This window comes from Pseudoalteromonas luteoviolacea DSM 6061, assembly GCF_001625655.1.
Classification (GTDB): Bacteria; Pseudomonadota; Gammaproteobacteria; order Enterobacterales; family Alteromonadaceae; genus Pseudoalteromonas; species Pseudoalteromonas luteoviolacea.
The window spans coordinates 141995-162970 of record NZ_AUYB01000103.1; the positions used below are offsets into that span (position 1 = coordinate 141995).

Sequence of the window (20976 nt, forward strand, 5' to 3'; positions counted from 1 at the left end):
GGGAGTATGCTTCTTTATTACTTTAGACTTGCGATGTTAAGCATCAAGAAAACCCCGTTATTAAGCTTTTTAATGATAGCGACAATTGCTGTCGGTATTGCTGCCACAATGGTCACTTATACTGTGAACTACATGATGAGTCAGGATCCTGTTCCTGGCAAAAGTGAGCGTCTTTTTACCGTCCACCTTAGCAGTTGGGATCCCAATATGGGATATAGAATAAAGGATGGGAAAGAAGATATTCCCATTTTTATGACCTATCAAGATGCTACTAATCTATATGCAGATAAAAAAGCGCACAAACAAACAATTATCAGTTTTCACAAAGCGATGGTTAGGGGCGCCGAACAGCCCAGTGGCCAAGCAACAATGACCTACCTTAGGCCAACAACGCATGAATTTTTTAGTATGCTAGATGTTCCCTTTTTATATGGCTCTCCTTGGACTGAGTATGATGATAGCCAAGGTAGTATGGTCGTAGTGCTCTCAAAGAAGAAAAATGAACAGCTATTTCAAGGCCAAAACTCGCTTGGGCAAGAAGTGATTATTGGAGGTTCGATATATCGAGTCATTGGCGTTTTGGATGACTGGTTACCCTTACCACGATTCTACACTGAGAATAGTGACGCATATTCGGAGCCCAGAGGTCTATTTTTTCCATTCCAGTCTAGTATCAATAATGATTGGTTCTCTGGCACGGATGGCAGTGTGTATTGTTGGGGTGGGGTTGATCTGATTGATTTGGATGCGGTTAAAGCTTCTGAGTGTGTATGGCTATTTTATTGGGTTGAGTTAGAGTCAGCAGAGCTGCGTAATGAATACCTTGCTTATATAAATAGTTATGCGCAAGAGCAACGAGAGTTGGGCCGTTTTCAGAGAGAGCAAATGAACCGAGTCATGAATGTGGCAGAGTTTATTGAATATAATGAAGTAGTTAAAAAAGATGGACGGATTGCGGTGTGGTTGGCAGCAGCCTTTCTTATTGCCTGCTTGCTTAATAGTATGAGTTTGATGATGACCAAATTCCATGGAAAAGGAGCTGAAGTAGGCCTTAGGCGAGCAGTGGGGGCCAGTAAGGTTGATATCGCAAGGCAATTCTTTTGTGAGACTTTGATTATAGGCCTATCAGGAGGCGTTATTGGGCTGGCACTAGCGCAGTTGGGTCTGCATATTACTGCGCAAGTGTATAGCTATTTACACTCAGAACTAATGGATATGAATTTGTCTTTGATGTTACTTACCATTGGCCTGTCAGTATTGTCCAGTGCATTATTCGGTTTATATCCAATTTACAGGGCATGTCAAATTCAACCCTCGAGCCAGCTGAAAAGTTTGTAGGTGTGATGAAATGAAAGACCTAAAACCGATTATCAAATCATTACTGCGAGCGAAAACAGGCCCTCTTTTATTGCTATTACAGATTGCCGTAACATATACAATTTTGGTCAATGCGGTGTTTATGTTACTGCAAAAAAGTGAGGAAATTAATGTTTCAAGCGGTTTAGCTGAAAGCGAATTATTTTGGTTTCAAATGTCTCTACATGGAACGCGCGAAGAGAAAATGGCAAGTTTGTTTAGGGATTTGGAAGCCATTAAAGGGCTTGATAGCGTTAAAAATGCGGTGACGTTAAGCTCGATTCCATTTTCCGGACGTGGTGCAGGGCATGAAATTCGATTGGATCGCAATGCTGTAGGGTACATAACAAAAGCAGCTTTTTATTCGGGAAGTTTTGATGCGCTTGAAACGATGGGACTCAAGTTAATTGCTGGTGAAGGTTTTACAATTAACGATGAGAGAAGGTTATTTAACTTTGGCCTAACTGTGCCATCAGGCGTCCTAATTACAAAAGCGTTGGCTGAACAGCTCTATCCTGAAGATTGGCAGCAAGTGTTAGGCAAAACCATTTATCTAAATGAAGATGCACAGCCTGTAAGGGGAGTCGTTGAGCACTTAATTGGCCCTTGGAGCTTTTGGAAGCACAGAAGTTTTAATGTTCTATTTTCTAATGTGTTTGTAACATCAGAAGTGTCTTTGATGGTGAGGGTACAGGGAACTAACATTGAAAAGAGCATACAAGATGTAATGAATATCATCATGCAAGAGCCATTACGAACTGTTGATCACCTAGAAGTACTGACGGACCTGAGAGAGAAAGCTTATCGCTCACAGGTTGCTGCTTACAATACACTAAAAGCGGTGGTTATTGGTCTTGCATTGATCACCATGCTCGGTGTATTTGGCCAAGCGCGTTTTACAGTTTTAAAAAGGCGCAAGCAAATCGGTACACGTAGAGCACTCGGAGCGAGTCAAATAGCTATCGTACGCTACTATGTGCTAGAAAATGCAGTGATTAATGTATGTGGAATTGCGTTAGGTGTCTTATTGGCCATTGCGGCAAATAACCTGCTGGTATTGCACTTTCAACTAGAGCCTGTTCCTGGTCTTTATTTGGCATATGGAGGCGTTATTATCTTTTTAGCAGGGTTCTTCGCTGTATTGCAGCCAGCTATTCGTGCTGCGCGCATTTCTCCTGCCGAGGCTACACGCTCTGTATAGATCACATGGAGCCCAATAGTAGTTGGGTTCCGCTTTTTACCTTTTTACATAAACGCTCAAATGCCAAACTGTTGCTGTAGAGTGGCAGTTCCCATCAAATGAAAAAAGTCTATTTGATGCTTGGTTCATTCTGTTACCTTGCAACAATCCACCTATTTTTAATTAGTTACGTAAGTGATTGAATTAAAAATACGCCTTTAACTAAGTTTAATTTTGGCCGCGATTCTAAAACTTCAAGGCACTTCAGCGAAATGCTCTAAGACAAATTATGAATTATTTGAGAGCTCTAAAGCATTTAGTATCTGATGAATTGAAAGGTCACTTGTTACTGAGCTAATGAAAATAAAGGCTTTGTAACCCTTCTATTTGAATATCAATTAGGGGCATGTCAGTGGCTGGCTTAATCGTTTATTGATTGGAACGATATAAGCTGTTGTAGCGGGTTGGTTAGATGGTAACCCTTCTAATTTACGCGCTGTATATATTACCCCTCTGTTAGTGAGATGCGATGGGTGTTATCCACTCAAGTCCATTTAAGCACAATAATACATATTTTTTGAGCAGTGCTTATCTTTTGTTTTGTACCGTTATCATCAACAGTGAACCACGCCGAACTTTGTCATATAAAAATTTATAATAATTATCAGGACCTTGCGGATAGTCATCATTTTTGCTCAGAGATAAATAATTTCATGTAGAATTTTTTAGTTATAAAAGCTTACTTTCCTGTTATTTTTTGGTTAACATCTGCTCGTTTTTTTTAGTATACTTCCAAAGGAGAAGTAAATTGTGATTTGGGGAGTGATCATGAGGTGGTTTATTTTAGTGTTGCTGGTATTTAGCGTTAGCACTACTTATGCCCACAATCAGCTCGTTGTTGATATTATGAGCAGTGAAAACTTCAGCCAACGTTACAATGAGTTCTTAGATGGCCGCTCTCCGCTTGATGTACAAGACTTTCACCCCACCACAAAAGGGTCTCATATTGAAATCATCGAAATGGTCTTATTACAACAGGCATTGTTCCTTGGCGGCGAAACGAGAGAAGTGGTTTTTAACCCAAAGCCTTCAGTAAATATTATCGAATTCACCGATATGATCGCGGGAGACAGTCTTATTTTAGCGCGTTCTGTTTGGCATGAAGACATTATCAACTACCGAGGTTCGCTTTTTGTCAGTGATGCTGTTGTAGAGTTTGGTGATTATGAGGCAGGTCTGTATGTAGCAAAGCGCAATGTAGCACTACAAAATTTACCTAAAGAGCAATTGGACCAATTGACAGTGGTTGCGAACCCTAGATGGAGAGTTGATTGGCGAGCACTTAATAATACCCCAATTAATATTGTCAGCTTCATTGGACCGTGGGAAACCATGCTGAATATGGTTGAAACCGATATCGTAGATGCCATGTTAGTCAATTTTAGTGTCAGTTCTGACCTTTTGCTGAACTTTGAAGGCAGGGAGTATGTCCCCATTCAAAATCTTAAAATGATGTTACCTGACTCTCGACATTTTATTGTAAGTAAGCGCCATCCGCAGGGAGAGCAAATATTTGCAGCTTTGAATCGAGGCCTAAAAATACTCAAAGCAAGAGGTATATTGCGTAAAGCACTGATGCAATCTGGATTTATAAACCACTTAGTCACTGATTGGCAATTCATCAATGAAGACATGATGGCTACAGCTGGAGTGGTGCAATGAAGCTACATTGGTTTGCTTTACCTTTTATTTGGTTGCTGAGTTTTGAAGCGTGGGGAAACCTCGGAAACAGCAATAGTTCATCGCAAAAAGAAGACCTCAATAAAATGTTGGGTCATTTAACGACACAGCTAAAAGAAGACTATGACCTAAATTTGCTGCCTCAAATTCGCGTTTTACGCGAGCAATCGAAACAGTTAGGTGAAAAGCGCTTACAAGCTAAGTCTCTTTTGCTTGAAGGGCTAATACGCCAGCATTTTGGAGATTATAAGAATAGTCTTGTTTTACACAATGATGCGCTAAATATTGTATCTGGTATGAATGCTCCAGATCTTGAAGCCAGTATTTATTTGGCTCTGGCGCAACTAGAGATGAGCTTAGAGCGCTTTCGTTTTGCTCAGCAACTATTGGAACGTGCCTATACCCTTATAACTAAAAGGGTTTCTGCTGAGCAAGTCGAGCAACTTTTGGCTGAATATGCACTGTGGCAAGGCACATTGCACATTATGCGTGGTAGTTATCGGCAAGCGTTAAGTATTTTAAGTAGTGTGGTTTCGCAAGAACAAAAAGAGCTTTCTATCAAGTTGGCACTTGCACGCGCCTGGGCGCATCTAAATATTGGTGAACACCTAAATGCAAGTAAGCTTTTACAGTCTGTTGCCGGTGAAAAGTCTGCGTTACAAAAAAACTTGAAGCTCAGAGTGCGTTATAAATTAATGAGCGCGATGGCTTTTTTACAGGATGGACAGTTTACCAATGCAATTGATGAAGCTAATGAGGCTCTGGGGGAAACCTTTGGGACCCGTTTTTTGACAGAGCAGTCTATGTTGCAAAATACATTGGCTGGTGCGTATGCACAGTTAGGGGATTTTGAACAGGCGCATTTATACTTAAAACGTTTTGCCATGACGGAACAAGCGCTCAATTTACAAAAACGAAATAACAAGCTTTTGCAATTAGAGGCCCAGTATACATTGGCAGCACAAAAGCAGCAGTTGAGTGTATTAGAGAAAGATAATGCCCTTCAAGCACAGCAATTAATTCAACATCAACAAAAAATAGATAATGCTCATTTGGCACAGCAACGCGGTGTTTTGGGAATGTTACTCGTGGCGCTTGTGTTCGGTTTTGGGTATTGGCGCTGGCAAAATAAACGTTACTTAACCGTGTTAAAGCAGCAAGTGGCAGAGCGAACGGCAGAGTTGGCAGAGCGCAATAAACGGTTACAGGCACTGAGCTTTACAGATAGTTTGACTGGCCTGAATAATCGACATTACTTTTTTAGTGTAATTGATGCACAGGTGAATTCGAGTGCGGTTGCAACACATGCAGCTACGAGTGAAAAACATGAAATGATATTTTGCTTATTGGATATTGACCACTTCAAGAAAGTAAACGACAGCTACGGGCATGCTGCTGGTGATACTGTTTTACAGTCAGTAGCTGATATCTTAAAGCAGTGTACACGAGACAGCGACTTGGTGATCCGGTGGGGTGGGGAAGAGTTTTTAATGGTCATGCCAAACATGACGCATGCGGAAGCGACCGAAGCGGTTGAGCGGGTGCGAAGACAAGTCGAGTGTTTCCCATTCGTGGTAAATGAACAAGCCATACAAGTTACCTGTTCGATTGGCTTTGCTCCTTACCCACTGAGTAATGAGGGTGGAAAATCACTAACTTGGGAGCAAGTGCTTGAACTCGCTGACAATGGCTTGTACATGGCGAAAGAGGAAAGCCGAAACGCTTGGGTAGGGCTCAAAGGGTTGAGTCGTCCTTTTAATGCACCGACTGAGCAGCTGATCAGTGATTATAAAAAGTTGATAAGCAACGGGCAATTACTCGCATCTACCAGTTACGAGACTTAAAGTTCGTTACTAAAAAACCGCAACTGCATGATAGAATGTGAGTATGTTGACATAACTTGAACTCGTTTTACCGTGCTGCCAATTGAAGACGTTTACCCACAACTCGTTGAACAACTAACCTCCCATAAAACTGTATTGCTGCAAGCCCCGCCAGGTGCTGGTAAATCAACATGGTTACCACTGCAATTAATGACAGATCAAAACTTTAAACGCATTGTTATGTTGGAGCCAAGGCGTTTAGCTGCGAGAAATATTGCTCAGTTTTTGGCTGAGCAGTTAAATGAGGCCGTTGGAGAGCAAGTTGGTTTGAGAATACGCCAAGAAGTAAAAGTCTCTTCACAAACGCGTTTAGAGATAGTTACAGAAGGTATGCTGACGCGAATGATTCAGCAAGATCCTGAACTTTCAGATATTGACTTGCTGATTTTTGATGAGTTTCATGAACGTTCTTTGTCGGCAGATACGGCTTTGGCATTTGCCTTAGAGTCTCAAGCAGCACTGCGGGAAGATCTAAAGATACTGGTCATGTCTGCAACATTGGACAGTGAGCGCTATCAGCGTTTTTTAGACTGCCCAGTGGTATCTTCTCAAGGCCGTACTTATCCCATTGAAGAGCGATATGTGACTTTGAAAGACGAAAGTCAGTGGCTCATGCAAATCGCGCCAATGATACGTCAGGCGCTGAGTGAGGAAAGTGGCAGTGTTCTAGTTTTTTTGCCGGGTCAAAAAGAGATCCGTTATGTTGCCAATGCACTTCATTCAGAGTTGGAGCAAAGCCCTAATATTGAGCTCTGCACTTTATATGGCGACCAAAGCAAGGCACACCAACAAGCCGCAATTTCACCGGCAAAAGCCGGACAGAGAAAGATAGTTCTAACAACCAATGTGGCAGAGACGTCTTTGACTATCGAAGGGATCCGAGTTGTGATTGATAGTGGCAAACGCCGCGCAGGAGTATTCAATTTACGAACAGGCGTGACGGAACTCGCGACCCTTGCTATTTCTCGGGCTTCGGCAATTCAACGAGCTGGTCGAGCTGGGCGGATAGAGCCTGGTGTGGTGTATCGGTTGGGTAGTAAAGAACAGTTTGAAAGGCGTGATGCCCATGATAAGCCTGATATCTTAAGCTCGGATATTAGCAGTTTAATTTTAGAGGCTACAGTATGGGGAACGAACCTAGCTGATTTACCACTGCTAGATAGACCTAGTAATGCGCAGTACCAACAAGCTAAGCAACTTTTGATTGAACTCGAAGCGATAGACAAGCAAGGCAAGCTGCAACCACTAGGCTCAAAAATGCAGGCTTTGGGCACTGAACCTAGATATGCGCATATGTTGTTAAAAGTACAGCAGCTAGAGCCTGAATTTTCAGGAATAACACGTTTAGCATGTTATTTTTTGGCGCTTCAAGACAGTAAAGTAAAAAGTGCACCTGAGCTTAGTTCGACATTGCGACAGTTGCAGTATCAAGCCCCTCCCCAATTTAAAAAACAGTTACAGTATTGGTGTAAGCGAGCAAAGGTACACGATGATGGTTCTGAGCTTGCTATTGAGCACATTGCTATAGTCGTCGCACTGGCTTACCCCGATAGGTTGGCGAAGCGCAGAGGGCAAGGTTTTGTGCTGGCAAATGGCGCTGGGGTTCAGGCCCATAGCGAGTATTGGCTAGACACCGCATTTCTGGCCATTGCACAATTAGGTGGTCATAAAGGGCAGACTATTTTCAGTGCAACGGAGTTTACCCCTGAGTTGCTAAAGCCAGTGCTCCCTCATTTGTTTTGTGCTAAAACAGTCTGCGAGTTTGAGCAAAAGAATAGTCAGTTTATTCATCAAGACAGAGTCTACCTTGGACAATGGATTGTCTCTGAAAAACCCAGCAGCACTCCATTAGACCAAGCCGCTAGAAGCCAAGCATGGTTAAATGTGGTTAAACAACAAGGCTTGCGTGTATTCGATACACTTGGGGAGTGTGCGTCGCTATTAGTGCGTTTGCAATTGGCTGCAAAGCTCTACCCTGAAGAATTTTCTCCTTGTAGCGAAGCTGATCTATTGCAAAGTTTAGAAAATTGGCTAGCGCCGTATTTAAATGACATCAAACAGTATAACCAACTCAAAAAGTTGGACCTCAAAGTAGCACTATTGGCCCGTATCGATTGGCAAAAACAACAGCGTTTAAATGACCTTTTTCCAGAGCGTATTAAGGTTCCGAGTGGCTCGAATATTCGCGTAAATTACCAATTGGAAGGTCCCGCTCGGCTAGCTGTGAAGATGCAAGAAGTTTACGGTATGAGCGATAGCCCGGTGTTATGTGAGGGGCGTTTACCTGTGCTGCTTGAGTTGCTATCTCCAGCGCAAAGACCTTTACAACTAACACAAGACTTAGCGCACTTTTGGAAAACGAGCTACAAAGAGGTACAAAAAGAAATGAAGGGACGTTATCCAAAGCACTTTTGGCCAGATGACCCTGCTACAGCGCAAGCGACCAATAAGGTCAAAAGTCGAATGTAACGCCTCAGATGACAAAGGGGCGTTTGTCTAAGATTAAAAAAGCTCTTTACCTCAAGTTAAGTTTAGGTTTTATGCTTGTGTCACTAAAAATAAAAAAGCAGGATATTTAGATGGAACTGACGCACTTCTCGACGCAAGTCACTCGTTTTACACCGCTAGTTTGGACCATGTTACTGGGTAACTTTTTTGTGAGAGCCAGTTATTACATGGTATGGCCATTTCTAGCTGTGATTTTGTACACCAAATTTTCATTAAGCGCGACTGAGGTGGGAGTTCTCCTTACTGGCAGTGCGGTATTTGCTGTTTTGCTCGGTTTTTATACAGGTAACCTAGCCGATCGCTTCGGTCGCTTTAAAGTACTGTATGCGGCAGTGATTGTTGGAGTACTCGCATTTAGTGCGTTAGCGATCGCTGAGCAGTTGTGGAGTTTCTGTGTCGCTATATTTTTTGCATGTATGCCAAGAACTTTGTGGGACGCCCCCAGTAAAGCATTGTTGAGTGATGAGCTTGAACGTGATGAAGATAGAGAATTGGCTTTGCACCTACTCTACTTTCTTGTCAATGTTGGGGCGGCACTCGGGCCTTTATTTGGCTTATGGGCTGGATTAAACGGTGAACAATTTAGCTTTATATATACGGCGATTGCCTACTTAGCGTTATTTTTCGCATTGCTACTGAAGCAACGCCAAGCAAATGTTAGACACGAAGTCAGTGAAAAGACCAATGTACCGCATTTTCGCCAGTGGCTTCAATTATTGCGCCAGGACAGTAAGTTTTTATGGGCGCTGGTGGCGACATTCTTGGTCTACCTAGTCTTTGGGCAAGGGGATTCAAGTTTAATTCAATATTTGACGCGAGCTGATGTTCCAGAATTAGCCCTATTGATTTCAAGTCTCATCGTGGCGAATTCACTGGTTATTGTGGTGTGTCAGTTTCCGTTACTACACGTAATGAAAAGTTGGTCAATACAAAACCGTTTATTAGTGGGAGGCGCTGTGCTGGCTGTGTCTCAATTGATGATGGCATTTGCTGATGTAAATAGTTTTTGGGCATGGATAGTCTGTGTTGTAGTGTTGAGTTTAAGCGAGGCAATACTGTTTTCAAATATAAATATACATATTGATAGAATGGCGCCTGCGCATCTAAAAGCCAGTTATTTTGGCGCTGCTGGGCTATGCTCATTGGGGTTCGCTCTGGCGCCTCTGGTAGGTGGTTTGATACTCGATATTGCAAACGGTACGTTGTTATTTCTCACCATGGTGGTTGCTAGCCTGGTAGCAATGTGGCTTTATAAAGTAGCTCAAAGATCTGAAATGGATGAATAAAGCGCTATTTCCTGAGCGTGCCTTAACAAGGCACGCTTTTTAATTAAAGCTAAAAGTTGACGATGGTAGAGACAGCTTCTTCCTCTGTGGTTTGAATCGAAAGCTTAATAGTGTGCTTTTCCCAGTCAATATCGACCATGCCATAATTACTGCCGGACTTATTGATTAGATGTCTATCACTGGTTGTTAAGTTTGCAATGTTATTGCTGACAGTACCAACTAGCCCATCTGGAGTGGTCGCACCGCTTGGGGCACAGTTACCCCATTCGCCACTCACGCCTTTGCCATTGTCATCAACTTTGGTGTAGCACCAAGGCTTGTCATGGTCTTTGGTTATACAACCGCGATAAGTTGTCAATCCATAGGTAAAGGGAAATTTACATTGTTGAGTGTATTGTCCATCTCCCTTGCTGTCTGCATAGACAGGTAACCGCAATGGATTTTCGATATGATATGGCCAATTTTGGCCAAAGCCAGACGCAGTCACTTCATAAACAGTAACGGCTTTGCCATATTGCGTACTTGCAGGTATTTCTTTTTTCAGTAGCTCGCCCCAGTGCTGATCTCCAGATAAAAAAATCACCGCTTTCGTTTTACCGCTGTTGACTGACTTTTGCACAAGCCTTAATAGCCTCATGCGTTCTAATGGCACTTCTGCCCATGACTCGTAACTGGTACCTGACATGTTCGATTCAGCCATATCTGCGATGGCTTGATTGAATTGTTTGCCATCGCCATATGCGCAGTACTTACTTTTACTGCGTCCTTGATAAAGAGGTGGGAGTACTTGAATACCGCTGGCAATTAGTTTTATCTCTGAAGGAGAGTCTAGTTGCTTCTCAAGCCATTGCCATTGCTCAGCACCAAGAATAGTGGTGTTATCTCCTTCACACGCTCCGTAGTTATCGAAGGTTGGTGAGCGGAAGTAACGTGCATCTAAGGTGATTACATGGGTACGCTCATTTGCTGGGCCTAGCATTTTGGCTTCATAGATACCTGCTTGACCGTTGAGCCTCGGATCATCGGCTGGGGCATCAAAATGGCGTAAGTATTCCTTTTGGCTATTGACACGTTGAGGGTAATGTTTTCCATCATTGTTGGCGCCATAATCATGATCATCCCAAGTTGCCATTACCGGAATATTCGCAGCGAGAAACTTTTGGTAATCAATATTGCGCTTTTTGTCGTCGTATTTCTGGCGCATCGTGCTCATATCAGTCGTATCGGCATAAATATTATCGCCAAGCCATAAAAATAAGTCAGGCTGGTGTGCAATGAGTTTAGCTAGAGCTTGAGGCATATCTCCCTTAGTCTTAAAGCATGAGCCTAGTGCAACACGGTCAAGGCGTTTACTCATTTGTGGGTGAGTATGTTTTGGCAGAGGCTCGCTTTCTACTGTGGCGCATTCTTCCCAATTACCTTGTTCATCAATATAACACCAAGGCGCAGTATGGTTTGCTGTTGAACAACCATAAAAAGCTTCGCCTTGATATTGGGAAGGGGTATTACACGACTTACCGGTAATTGTTTTCAATACGGGAATAGTCTCTGTGCGTACATTACCCCATGAACTGCCGTCAATTGCTTGCTTTAAATAACACCATTGATTACCGCTATTATTTTTGTCGGTGGTGCCTTGGTAACTGGCTGTCTGATAACTAAATACCGATTGGCATTGGTCGTAATGTACTTCTGGGGCTGCATGTGCAATAGGCACTACACTGAGTATGGCGAACGTTGTGAGCGCGACAGTTGTATATTTCATCTTGATTCCTGTGAGGTTGTTGTCTTTTCTCCCTCCTTGTGAGCAAACAGCCAAATTTTCTGCTTTTTGTTCTTCCGTATGAACGCGAGGGAGTGTATTCCCCAAAAATGAAACTCATTTGTCAGAACGATGGCAAAAATATGTATAGTGTCTTTTTTAAGCCACTATACATACATGGGGCTTATGTTTAACATGCTGAAATTATTGGTTTTTATGATTATATTTATATTTGAGTATTTTCCCTATATTTGCAGAGTGTTTTCTTGAATTTGTACCTGAATTTGGCTATTTTTAGATGGTAAAGTATTTTCCGCATACATTTACAAGCTATCTAACCGATAGAATATGGTTGATGCAGAAAGCCGTTCATTGTGGATGCTAGACAATTAGCGAAGGCAGAAACGAGCTCCAATTTGTGATTGTATGGAGCATATGAAAACGATGTTTGTGTTAATCGTTGTGGTTTGGTGCACTGAGTAAAAATGCATCATTTACCACAAATTTGAAATTTGCACGGTAAAGCGGAGCGAGTTAGCTCCGCTTTTAAACTCTCCTTAAAGCCAATAATCCCCGCTTATTTTTATACCCTTTGTAATAGATATTTGAATTGGGCGCTTATTTTTCATTCAAAAGAATAATATATTCAAATTTATTTTCATGATTTTAATCAATTAATAGTTTTGTATGGGTTTTGGTGGTTGTTTTTTGTTCTTTTATAGATAAATAATTAAAAGTCATAAAAGTGCACGTTTAGACTTTTAAGATGGTGTCGATTGTTTGATGTTGAAAGGATGTCAAGCGGTGAAAGGTGAAACAGGTAGTTAGGAGTTGAAGTGCAATTAAAAACACGTTTAAGCATAGTCTCAATATTGCTTGCAGTTGTTCCGTTATTGATTGCGTGCTTTGCCATAGGCTTAATAGCTTATCAAGAGGGCGAAGCCGCAGTTTCCAAAGAGGTTAAAAATAACCTTGTATCTAGAAGAAATGCGATGCAAAACCAAGTAGAGCGTTATTTTGAAACGATGCAAGCACAAGCGACCACATTGGCGCATTCAACCATGGTGATAGATGCTGCGGAGTCTTTCAATGTTGCATTTAGTGAGGTTTTGCCAGCCAGCGAAAGTGAGCTTCAGGCATTAGAGCGGTACTATCAAGCTCAATTTCAACCCGTTTTAACTGAAAAAAGCCCGCAGCAAAGAGAAGAAGCGACGCGCCTTTTCAATCAATTATCAGATCGAGCTAAGTCGCTTCAAGCAAAGTATATCGCTGACAACCCAAATCCGCTTGGAAGCAAAGATCAGCTGTTAATGGCACAGAATAATACGCTGTATGACGAAGTGCATGGTAGATATCATAAGGCGTTACGTGATTTCCAATCGCAGTTTGGTTTTTATGACATATTTATTGTCAGTCCTGAGGGAAAAGTCGTGTACTCGGTATTTAAGGAGGTGGATTTTGCAACTTCTTTAACTCAAGGGCCATTTCGAGATTCAGGCTTGGCTCGTGCTTATCAAGTAGCGAGTCAGCAATCGTCACGCCAAGGGAACTTTATCGATTTTGCACCTTACTTACCGTCATACAATGCTGCTGCAGGCTTTATTAGCTCTGCCATTGTAGATGAAGGCAAGCTATTGGGTGTGTTGGTCTTTCAGCTTCCCATCGATGAAATAAATAAAATGCTAACCTTTTCTGGTCAGTGGAAAGCACAGGGGCTGGGAGAATCCGGTGAGATTTATATCGTAAACCAGTCACGTCAATTACTCACTAACAGCCGCTTTTTTGTAGAAGATAAAGCACAGTTTTTGGCGGTGCTAAGAGCACATAATGTGTCTACACAAACCATTTCTCAAATAGAGCAACAAGATACGACGGTGGGCATTTTAGAAGTGGACTCGCCCGGAACTCGTGCAGCACTTAATGGAAAATCTGGGGTTGCCATATTTGATGATTACCGTTCTATAGCCGTTGCATCAGCCTACGCCCCTTTGAATATAGAAGGCTTGAATTGGGCAATTATCAGCGAAGTGGATTATGCAGAAGCCTTTGCGATGATATCAGCACTAAAGCTGTCAATTGTGCAATCTGCACTGGTATTTGTTTTGATAGCAGGGGTTGTGGCTACCCTGATAGGTATATTTATAGCGACGAGGATCACTCAGCCAATTTTGGCAGCCAGTAATGCAATCAGGGATATCGCAGATAATAACGATTTTCGCTTGCGCGCACCCGCTAAAGGAGATGCCGAAATTCGGGAGTTAAGTGAGTCGGTGAATAGGCTGGTTGGGCGTTTACAAGGGAACTTTGGCGATATGCTTGGGAGTGCACATACTCTGAAAGAGATGTCGATTGTACTTTCTAAGCGAATGGGGGCATTGATTAATGCTGTTAACCAGCAATCTTTGGACTGTGAACAATCCGCTACCGCAGGTGCGCAGATGCAACAAGCTGTGCAGGAAGTAGCAAATAGCGCGTTAAAAACATCTGAGCAAACTCAACAAGTGAATAGTTTGACCGATAATACCAATGACTTGGTTGCACAGTGTGCAATGATCTCTCAACAATTGGCTACAGAAATGGATTCGGTTGGTGAGATGATGGAAATTTTGTCTAATCAAAGTGCCAAAATCGGCAGTGTGTTAGATGTCATTCAGTCTGTTGCTGAGCAAACAAATTTATTGGCGTTGAATGCGGCCATTGAAGCTGCAAGAGCCGGAGAAGCAGGGCGTGGTTTTGCTGTTGTTGCCGATGAAGTACGTGGTTTGGCAATACGCACTCAGCAGGCAACAGGCGAAATAGAAGATATGATTAAACGTTTGCAATCCGGTGTAGAAAAGGCACAGGGGCGGGTGAAACAGAGCCAATCTCAAAGTGTAAGTAATGCAGATACATCAGAGCAAGCAAAGGCCTCATTGGGCGATGTGACTGAAGCGATTGCGCAAATAGCAGCAATGAACACACAAGTGGCCGCAGCATCTAAACAGCAGTCTGATGCCGTTTTACAAATTAGCCAATCTATCTCTGCGATAAGTGAGGAGGCCAGTAACAACCTATCTTGCGGCCGAGAAATTGATGAGCGGGCTGCGCAATTAGAGCAATTGGCTGTGGAGCTAGATGGCATTTTAACGCACTATCGTGTGTGATCTGAGTTCGTCAATCATGCATTAAGGTCTGTGATGGTGCGACAGGCTTATAGCAACTAGGCTTGTCAATTTTTTGCACGATAAGGGGTTGGTAAAGGTGGGGTACCAACAAATGGTTAAACCCTGTTACATCGTGAAAGCTATCATCCAACCACTTGTCCAGTAATGCAGGGTTTTGCGGAAGCATCATCGGGCTCGCCTTGTCATGGTAAGGGCGAAGTTTGGGGTGAGGTGGTAATGTGATAACCGAGCAAGAAAGCACGTGCTTGCCAGTTATCGGATGTTGCCAATATTTATACAAACCAGCTAAACAAAGCGCACTATTTTCTGCTATGAAGTCATGATAATGCAAGGGCTTACCATTTTGGTACTGGGTTTCTCCAAAGCCTTTCACAACAATAATGCAGCGGTGATATCTAAAGGGGTGGTATGCAGCGCTGCTTTGTACATGGAGTTTATCGTATCGACTGTTAAATGATGTGTACTTTGAGGGCTTAAATCCAGATTGTGTTTGTGTCAGTAACAGCCACCACATCGCACTACTCATAAAGCGCTGGCCATTTTGCTGGTGGACGATGCTAATCGTGTCAGCAGCTCGCTTAAATCGACCAAAGAGCACTTGCTCTCGGGGGTTTTCAATGCCTAAGTCGAGCAAAACCTGGATCACGAAAGGATCGTCAGTAATATTGAGTCTACCACACATTTCACACCCCTAAATTTATCTAAGTATTGAGCGTTTATCGCTTTATTGTAGCTGGCTACAGCTACTTTGGAATATCACGAGTAGATCGTGCTTGCACTTTTGATTTCGATCTATAATACTGTATGTGTATACAGTAAAGTGTGTGTTATGGCCAATTTAATTGATTTTTTACAGCATCAAAACCTAGTTTGGCAGGGGACTGAAAATGCCCCTGCTTCTCGTCAGGTATATGAAACTGTTAGCACGGGGTTTGGTGATCTTGATAAGCAGTTGCATGGAGGTTTACCAAAGCAAGGCGTTGTGGATATTCAAAGCCAAGTTGGTATTGGTGAACTCAGGCTGCTTTTACCATACCTACGTAAGCAGACACGTATGTGCGCAGTGATCCACCCACCTGCATTGCTCAATGCCCATGCGCTTTTTCATCAAGGGGTCGATACTGGCCAGTTTTTAGTAATAACGCCAAATTCACCACAAGAGGCCCTATGGGCTGCCGAACAATGCTTAAAAAGTGGTGCATGTGGCAGTGTTTTACTATGGCATGGTGATTTAGAAGTGCACCAAGTTAAACGTTTACAGCTGGCTGCGCAAACAGGGCAAGGGCTGATCTGTATATTGCGCAGTGGCATTAAGCAATCAGCCTCTCTTCCCGTATGTTTAAGTTTGAAGTTGGCACCACATGAGCTGGGCCTAAGGGTTCAGGTTATCAAGCGTCAAGGAGGGTGGGCTAAACCTGACTTTGTTTTAGATATGTCGACAAATTGGCCTGAGCTGACGGCTCGGGAGAAGGTCCCACGCAGCGCGCAAGTTGTCACGATAGAGCAAGCTTTGCAGCAAGTAAATAGGTGAGTTATGGCACTGTGGCTTTACTTACACTTTCCTCAACTTCAGTTAGATAGCCTGTATCACCATGATGTTGAGCAGCAACCCACGATTATCGTAACAGGTCGAGGACATTCAGTTGTGCAACTGAATGCTGAAGCTCACAAAGCAGGTATTCGAGCAGGAATGGGGCTAGGTGCTGCAGCGGCAACCTGCTCGTCTTTATGTGTACATGAATATGATGAAGCTCAAACAAAGCAGCGTTTGGTTGAGCTTGCGCAGTGGTTGTATTTGAATACTGCGGAGATCCACCTATCAGGCTCCTGTGGCTTGTTACTGAAAGTATCTGGTATGTTGGCGATGTATCGTGATGTCACAGAGTATTGGCAAACTTTGCAAGCGCGGTTACACGCGCAAAATGTGCACTTTCATTTTAGCCTCGGTTATTCTCCTTTGGCCGCACAGTTATTGGCAGAAGCAAAGCTCGATATTGTTTGTGAAGACACTAAGCGTTTGGACTATCATCTTGGACGATTACCTATCAGTGCTTTGGCATTACCGAATAAACAGCTTCAGGGGTTAATGCGCGTTGGTGTTAAATCGGTACGGGCATTGTTTGCGATCCCTATGCTTGAATTAGGCAAGCGTTTTGATACTGAGCTAGTGCACTATGTCGGGCGGTTAAGAGGGAAATTACATCACCCAGTGACGTTTTATCAGCCCCCAGAAGTTTTTGAACGACAATTAACATTGCTATATGAATTGGAAAATTTAGATTGGCTTGCCAAGCCTCTGCTGAAACTTCTGATCCAACTTGAGCAGTTTTTAAAATTGCGTAATAAGCTGACTAAGTCAATTAAGTTTACTTTATTGCAGCGCGATTGTGAGGCTTTGCATCTAGAGATTGGCAGTGCTGAAGGAGAATATCGTGCTGATAAATGGCAGGGCCTATGCCTGTTGGTACTTGAAAGAACTCAACTTGCTGCGCCGTTACAGAGTATCGCCTTGTCGGTGACTGAGTTCTGCGAGCCCGACGAAATAAGTTCCGATCTATTTAGCGAGCGCTGCGGCACAATGACCGCAGCAGGTCTGTTGGCAGTGCTTCAGGCAAAACTGGGTGTGCAAGCGGTGCAAGGTATTGAGCCTCGTTCGGATGCTCGCCCTGAACTGGCGACATCTCTGTGTGCCCCTTTGACCTCTAAAACGAATAGCGCTTCACAACTAAAACTAGAGCCCATGTTACGGCCAAACTTATTACTTCCCCAGATTTTACCACTTCAACAACCTGTGACCTTGATACAGGGGCCGGAGCGCATTTGTACTGGCTGGTGGGATGGCCATGAAATAGAGCGAGACTATTTCATTGCTCAAGATGAATCTAAGCGCTGGTTGTGGGTGTTTAGAGATAGGCAGCAGCGTTGGTATTTACATGGGGTGTTCAGTTAATGCAGTACGCAGAGTTATTTTGCCAGAGTAACTTTTCTTTTTTGCAAGGCGCTTCTCGGCCTGAAGAGTTGGTTAGGCAAGCGCAGTTTTTTGGTTATTCAGCCTTAGCTATCACAGACGAGTGTTCTTTAGCTGGGGTGGTACGAGCTCACTCCCTTATCAAAAATGAACAGTTGGGTATTAAGCTGATTATTGGCAGTTTATTACGCTTTGAAGATCTTGAAGTGGTTTTGATCTGCCCAGATAAAGCGGCTTACAGTGAGTTATGCCGAGTGATCAGCAATGCCCGGCGGCGTAGTAGCAAGGGAAGTTATACACTTGAGAAGTGGGACCTAATGTCATTACGTCATTGCTTCATAATTTGGCTGCCGACGGGTAACAAAGCAGATGACAATTGGGGAGAGTGGTTATCACGTTATCATTATGCGCGCACATGGGTTGGTATACAGCGACGGCTAGATAATCAAGATAAACGTTATGTTGCTCGCTGTGAAGTACTCTCAAAACAGTGGCACCTACCAATTTGTGCTGTAGGAGGCGTGCTCATGCACACGCCAACTCGATTGCGTTTGCAGCATACGTTGACTGCGATTAGCCATAATCAAGCAGTGGATCAGGTTAAGTCGCACTTGTTGGCAAACAGTGAGCGCGCTATGCGCTCTAAAGTTAAATTAGAAAAGCTTTTTCAACCGAGCTGGCTGGAGGAGTCACAGCGAATAGCTAAACGATGCTCATTTGACCTAGATAAACTGCGCTATCAATACCCAAGTGAATTGGTACCAGCAGGGCAAACTGCCATGCAGCATTTACGCACTTTGGTTGAGCAAGGTAAGCGCCTACGATTTCTAGATGGGATACCAAAAGATATCGAAGAAACCATTGAAAAAGAGCTAAACCTAATTGAAGAGCTTGATTACCCTTACTTTTTTTTGACAATTTATGACATCGTCATGTTTGCCAAAAGTCGTGGCATTTTGTATCAAGGTCGGGGATCTGCTGCCAACTCTGTGGTTTGTTATTGCTTAGAGATTACTGCGGTAGACCCTCGACAGGTGGCAGTTTTATTTGAGCGCTTTATTAGTAAAGAACGTAATGAGCCCCCTGATATTGACGTAGACTTTGAGCACCAAAGACGCGAAGAAGTCATTCAGTATATTTATCAAAAGTATGGTCGCAAGCGTGCTGCACTTGCGGCAACGGTCATCACTTATCGCTTCAAAAGTGCTGTGCGGGACATAGGTAAAGCATTGGGAATTGCCCAGTCTCAACTTGAATATTTTATTAAAAATGTGAATCGGCGTGATCGGAGCTTGAATTGGCAGGCGCAAATTATTGAGTTAGGCCTAGAGCCTGACTCCATGAAAGGGCAGCAGTTTATTGAGCTGGTTAATGAGATAATGGGGTTTCCCCGTCATCTTTCCCAGCACGTAGGTGGGTTTGTTATCTCGGCAGGTCCATTACATGATTTAGTGCCAGTAGAGAATGCCGCAATGGCTGAGCGTACCGTGATCCAATGGGATAAAGACGACTTAGAAAGTCTTAAATTACTAAAAGTGGATGTGCTTGCACTGGGTATGTTAACGGCGATTCGTAAAGCGTTTGATTTAGTCAAGCAACATACTGATAGGCAGTTGAGCATTGCTGATTTAACCAAAATGCAAGACGACCCAGATGTTTACAAGATGATTCAAAAAGCAGATACAGTGGGAGTGTTCCAAATTGAGTCGCGCGCGCAAATGAGTATGTTACCGCGATTAAAACCAGCTTGTTACTACGACTTAGTGGTCCAGATTGCGATTGTGCGTCCTGGTCCAATCCAAGGAGATATGGTACACCCATTTTTAAAGCGCCGTAATGGCGAAGAGGCGATTGAATATCCTTCTGATGCTGTAAAGGCGGTGTTAGAACGCACATTGGGTGTGCCCATTTTTCAAGAGCAAGTGATTAAGCTGGCGATGGTTGCGGCTGGATTTTCTGGCGGTGAGGCGGATCAACTACGCAGAGCAATGGCCTCTTGGAAGAAAACCGGCGAGTTAATGCAGTTTAAGGATAAGCTGCTGAAAGGAATGACAGAGCGTGGATATGACAGCGTATTTGCAGAGCGTATTTTTGAGCAGATCTGCGGTTTTGGAGAATATGGATTTCCAGAAAGTCATTCAGCCTCTTTTGCTGTACTGGCTTATGCTTCGTCATGGTTAAAGTACTACTATCCAGCCATGTTTTTTACTGCATTGCTAAATAGCTTACCAATGGGGTTTTATAGTGCTTCGCAGTTGCTACAGGATGTGAAGCGGCATCAAGTAGTTGTGTTACCCATATGTGTTAATCATTCTGAATATGAACATTTTGTTTGTCGTTATCAGAATAAATGGGCCATTCGACTTGGCTTTCGTCTCATCAAAGGGCTCAATCAAAACATGGCTGCCCAGATAGTGTCGCAGCGGCCTAGCCAAGGCTATCAGCGCGTGCAATGTTTAAGCGATAATGGGATTGATAAAAGTACATTGGAACGGCTTGCTTCTGCGAATGCATTACAAAGTTTCAGCGCTGATAGGTACTCAGCCCGTTGGCAAATTATGGACAGTGAAGCAAAGCTGCCATTATTTAAGGGAGAGCAACTGGTACAGACTCAACATACTCAGTCACCAGATGTGTTTGCTGATCTCATAGAAGATTATACAGCAACAGGTGTGACCTTAAATAAACACCCGATCACCCTATTAGATGAAGCGGGTTTATTAGAACCGTTTACTAGAATGAATGAACTTGCAAGTAAAACACATAAGAGCTTGGTAACTGTGGTTGGGGTCGTCACTGGACGACAAGCGCCAGGAACCGCTGCGGGTGTCACATTTTTTACCTTAGAAGATGATACGGGCAATATTAATGTAGTGGTATGGGCTGGCACTGCAAGAGCACAAAAACAAGCGTATTTGGGCGCCAAATTATTGCGTGTAAAAGGCATTGTAGAAAAAGAGGGGGAGGTGATCCACGTCATCGCTGGACGCTTGATTGACGAAAGTGAGCTACTACAAGGGTTTAATAATAAGTCTCGTAACTTTCATTAGCACATATAATCATGATGATATGACTCCGAAGTCAGAATCTTCTCCATATATTGTACGTTATCTATACTGGGTGAGAGTA

Annotated in this window: 12 protein-coding genes; 10 read left to right on the top strand and 2 right to left on the bottom strand. The window is 43.2% G+C overall.

Features of this window, described 5'->3' with window-relative positions; translation table 11 throughout:
• Window positions 1-6: 6 nt before the first annotated feature.
• The 6 genes from N475_RS12520 to N475_RS12545 all read left to right on the top strand — a co-directional run bounded on the left by N475_RS12520 (window position 7) and on the right by N475_RS12545 (window position 9953).
• Complete coding sequence (locus N475_RS12520; protein ID WP_063359636.1) at window positions 7-1338, top strand: ABC transporter permease; 1332 nt, start codon at window positions 7-9, stop codon at window positions 1336-1338.
• Window positions 1339-1348: 10 nt separating this feature from the next.
• The gene (locus tag N475_RS12525; RefSeq protein ID WP_063359637.1) at window positions 1349-2557 is read left to right on the top strand and encodes an ABC transporter permease; all 1209 of its coding nucleotides are present in this window, start codon (window positions 1349-1351) and stop codon (window positions 2555-2557) included.
• Window positions 2558-3364: 807 nt separating this feature from the next.
• Complete coding sequence (locus N475_RS12530) at window positions 3365-4258, top strand: hypothetical protein (RefSeq protein ID WP_142050077.1); 894 nt, start codon at window positions 3365-3367, stop codon at window positions 4256-4258.
• Window positions 4255-6120: a tetratricopeptide repeat-containing diguanylate cyclase gene (locus N475_RS12535; RefSeq protein WP_063365373.1), complete on the top strand. Its 1866-nt coding sequence runs from the start codon at window positions 4255-4257 to the stop codon at window positions 6118-6120. The genes N475_RS12530 and N475_RS12535 overlap by 4 nt, the downstream gene beginning before the upstream one ends.
• A gap of 72 nt (window positions 6121-6192) precedes the next feature.
• Window positions 6193-8628 (top strand): ATP-dependent helicase HrpB, encoded by a 2436-nt coding sequence (gene hrpB / locus N475_RS12540; protein ID WP_063359639.1) that lies wholly within the window; start codon window positions 6193-6195, stop codon window positions 8626-8628.
• 110 nt (window positions 8629-8738) lie between these two features.
• The gene (locus N475_RS12545; protein ID WP_063365374.1) at window positions 8739-9953 is read left to right on the top strand and encodes an MFS transporter; all 1215 of its coding nucleotides are present in this window, start codon (window positions 8739-8741) and stop codon (window positions 9951-9953) included.
• A gap of 49 nt (window positions 9954-10002) precedes the next feature.
• Here the strand turns inward: N475_RS12545 and N475_RS12550 are convergent, their stop codons facing one another.
• Entirely contained in the window at window positions 10003-11718 is a 1716-nt protein-coding gene (locus N475_RS12550; protein ID WP_063365375.1) for an alkaline phosphatase D family protein, read from the bottom strand.
• Window positions 11719-12551: 833 nt separating this feature from the next.
• Between N475_RS12550 and N475_RS12555 the strand changes: the two genes are divergently transcribed.
• The gene (locus tag N475_RS12555; protein WP_063359642.1) at window positions 12552-14858 is read left to right on the top strand and encodes a methyl-accepting chemotaxis protein; all 2307 of its coding nucleotides are present in this window, start codon (window positions 12552-12554) and stop codon (window positions 14856-14858) included.
• 10 nt (window positions 14859-14868) lie between these two features.
• Here N475_RS12555 and N475_RS12560 read toward each other — a convergent pair whose 3' ends face one another.
• On the bottom strand, window positions 14869-15561 hold the full coding sequence (locus N475_RS12560) for an SOS response-associated peptidase family protein (RefSeq protein WP_063359643.1): 693 nt from the start codon (window positions 15559-15561) through the stop codon (window positions 14869-14871).
• 147 nt (window positions 15562-15708) lie between these two features.
• Here N475_RS12560 and imuA point away from each other — a divergent pair, with 147 nt between their 5' ends.
• Genes imuA through N475_RS12575 form a run of 3 tightly spaced genes read left to right on the top strand, consistent with a single transcriptional unit; the run spans window position 15709 to window position 20897 of the window.
• Complete coding sequence (gene imuA, locus N475_RS12565; RefSeq protein ID WP_063365376.1) at window positions 15709-16410, top strand: translesion DNA synthesis-associated protein ImuA; 702 nt, start codon at window positions 15709-15711, stop codon at window positions 16408-16410.
• Between the two features lie 3 nt (window positions 16411-16413).
• Window positions 16414-17829, top strand: a complete 1416-nt coding sequence (locus N475_RS12570; RefSeq protein ID WP_063359645.1) for a Y-family DNA polymerase — start codon at window positions 16414-16416, stop codon at window positions 17827-17829.
• Window positions 17829-20897, top strand: a complete 3069-nt coding sequence (locus tag N475_RS12575; RefSeq protein ID WP_063365377.1) for an error-prone DNA polymerase — start codon at window positions 17829-17831, stop codon at window positions 20895-20897. The genes N475_RS12570 and N475_RS12575 overlap by 1 nt, the downstream gene beginning before the upstream one ends.
• The last annotated feature ends 79 nt before the right edge of the window (window positions 20898-20976 follow it).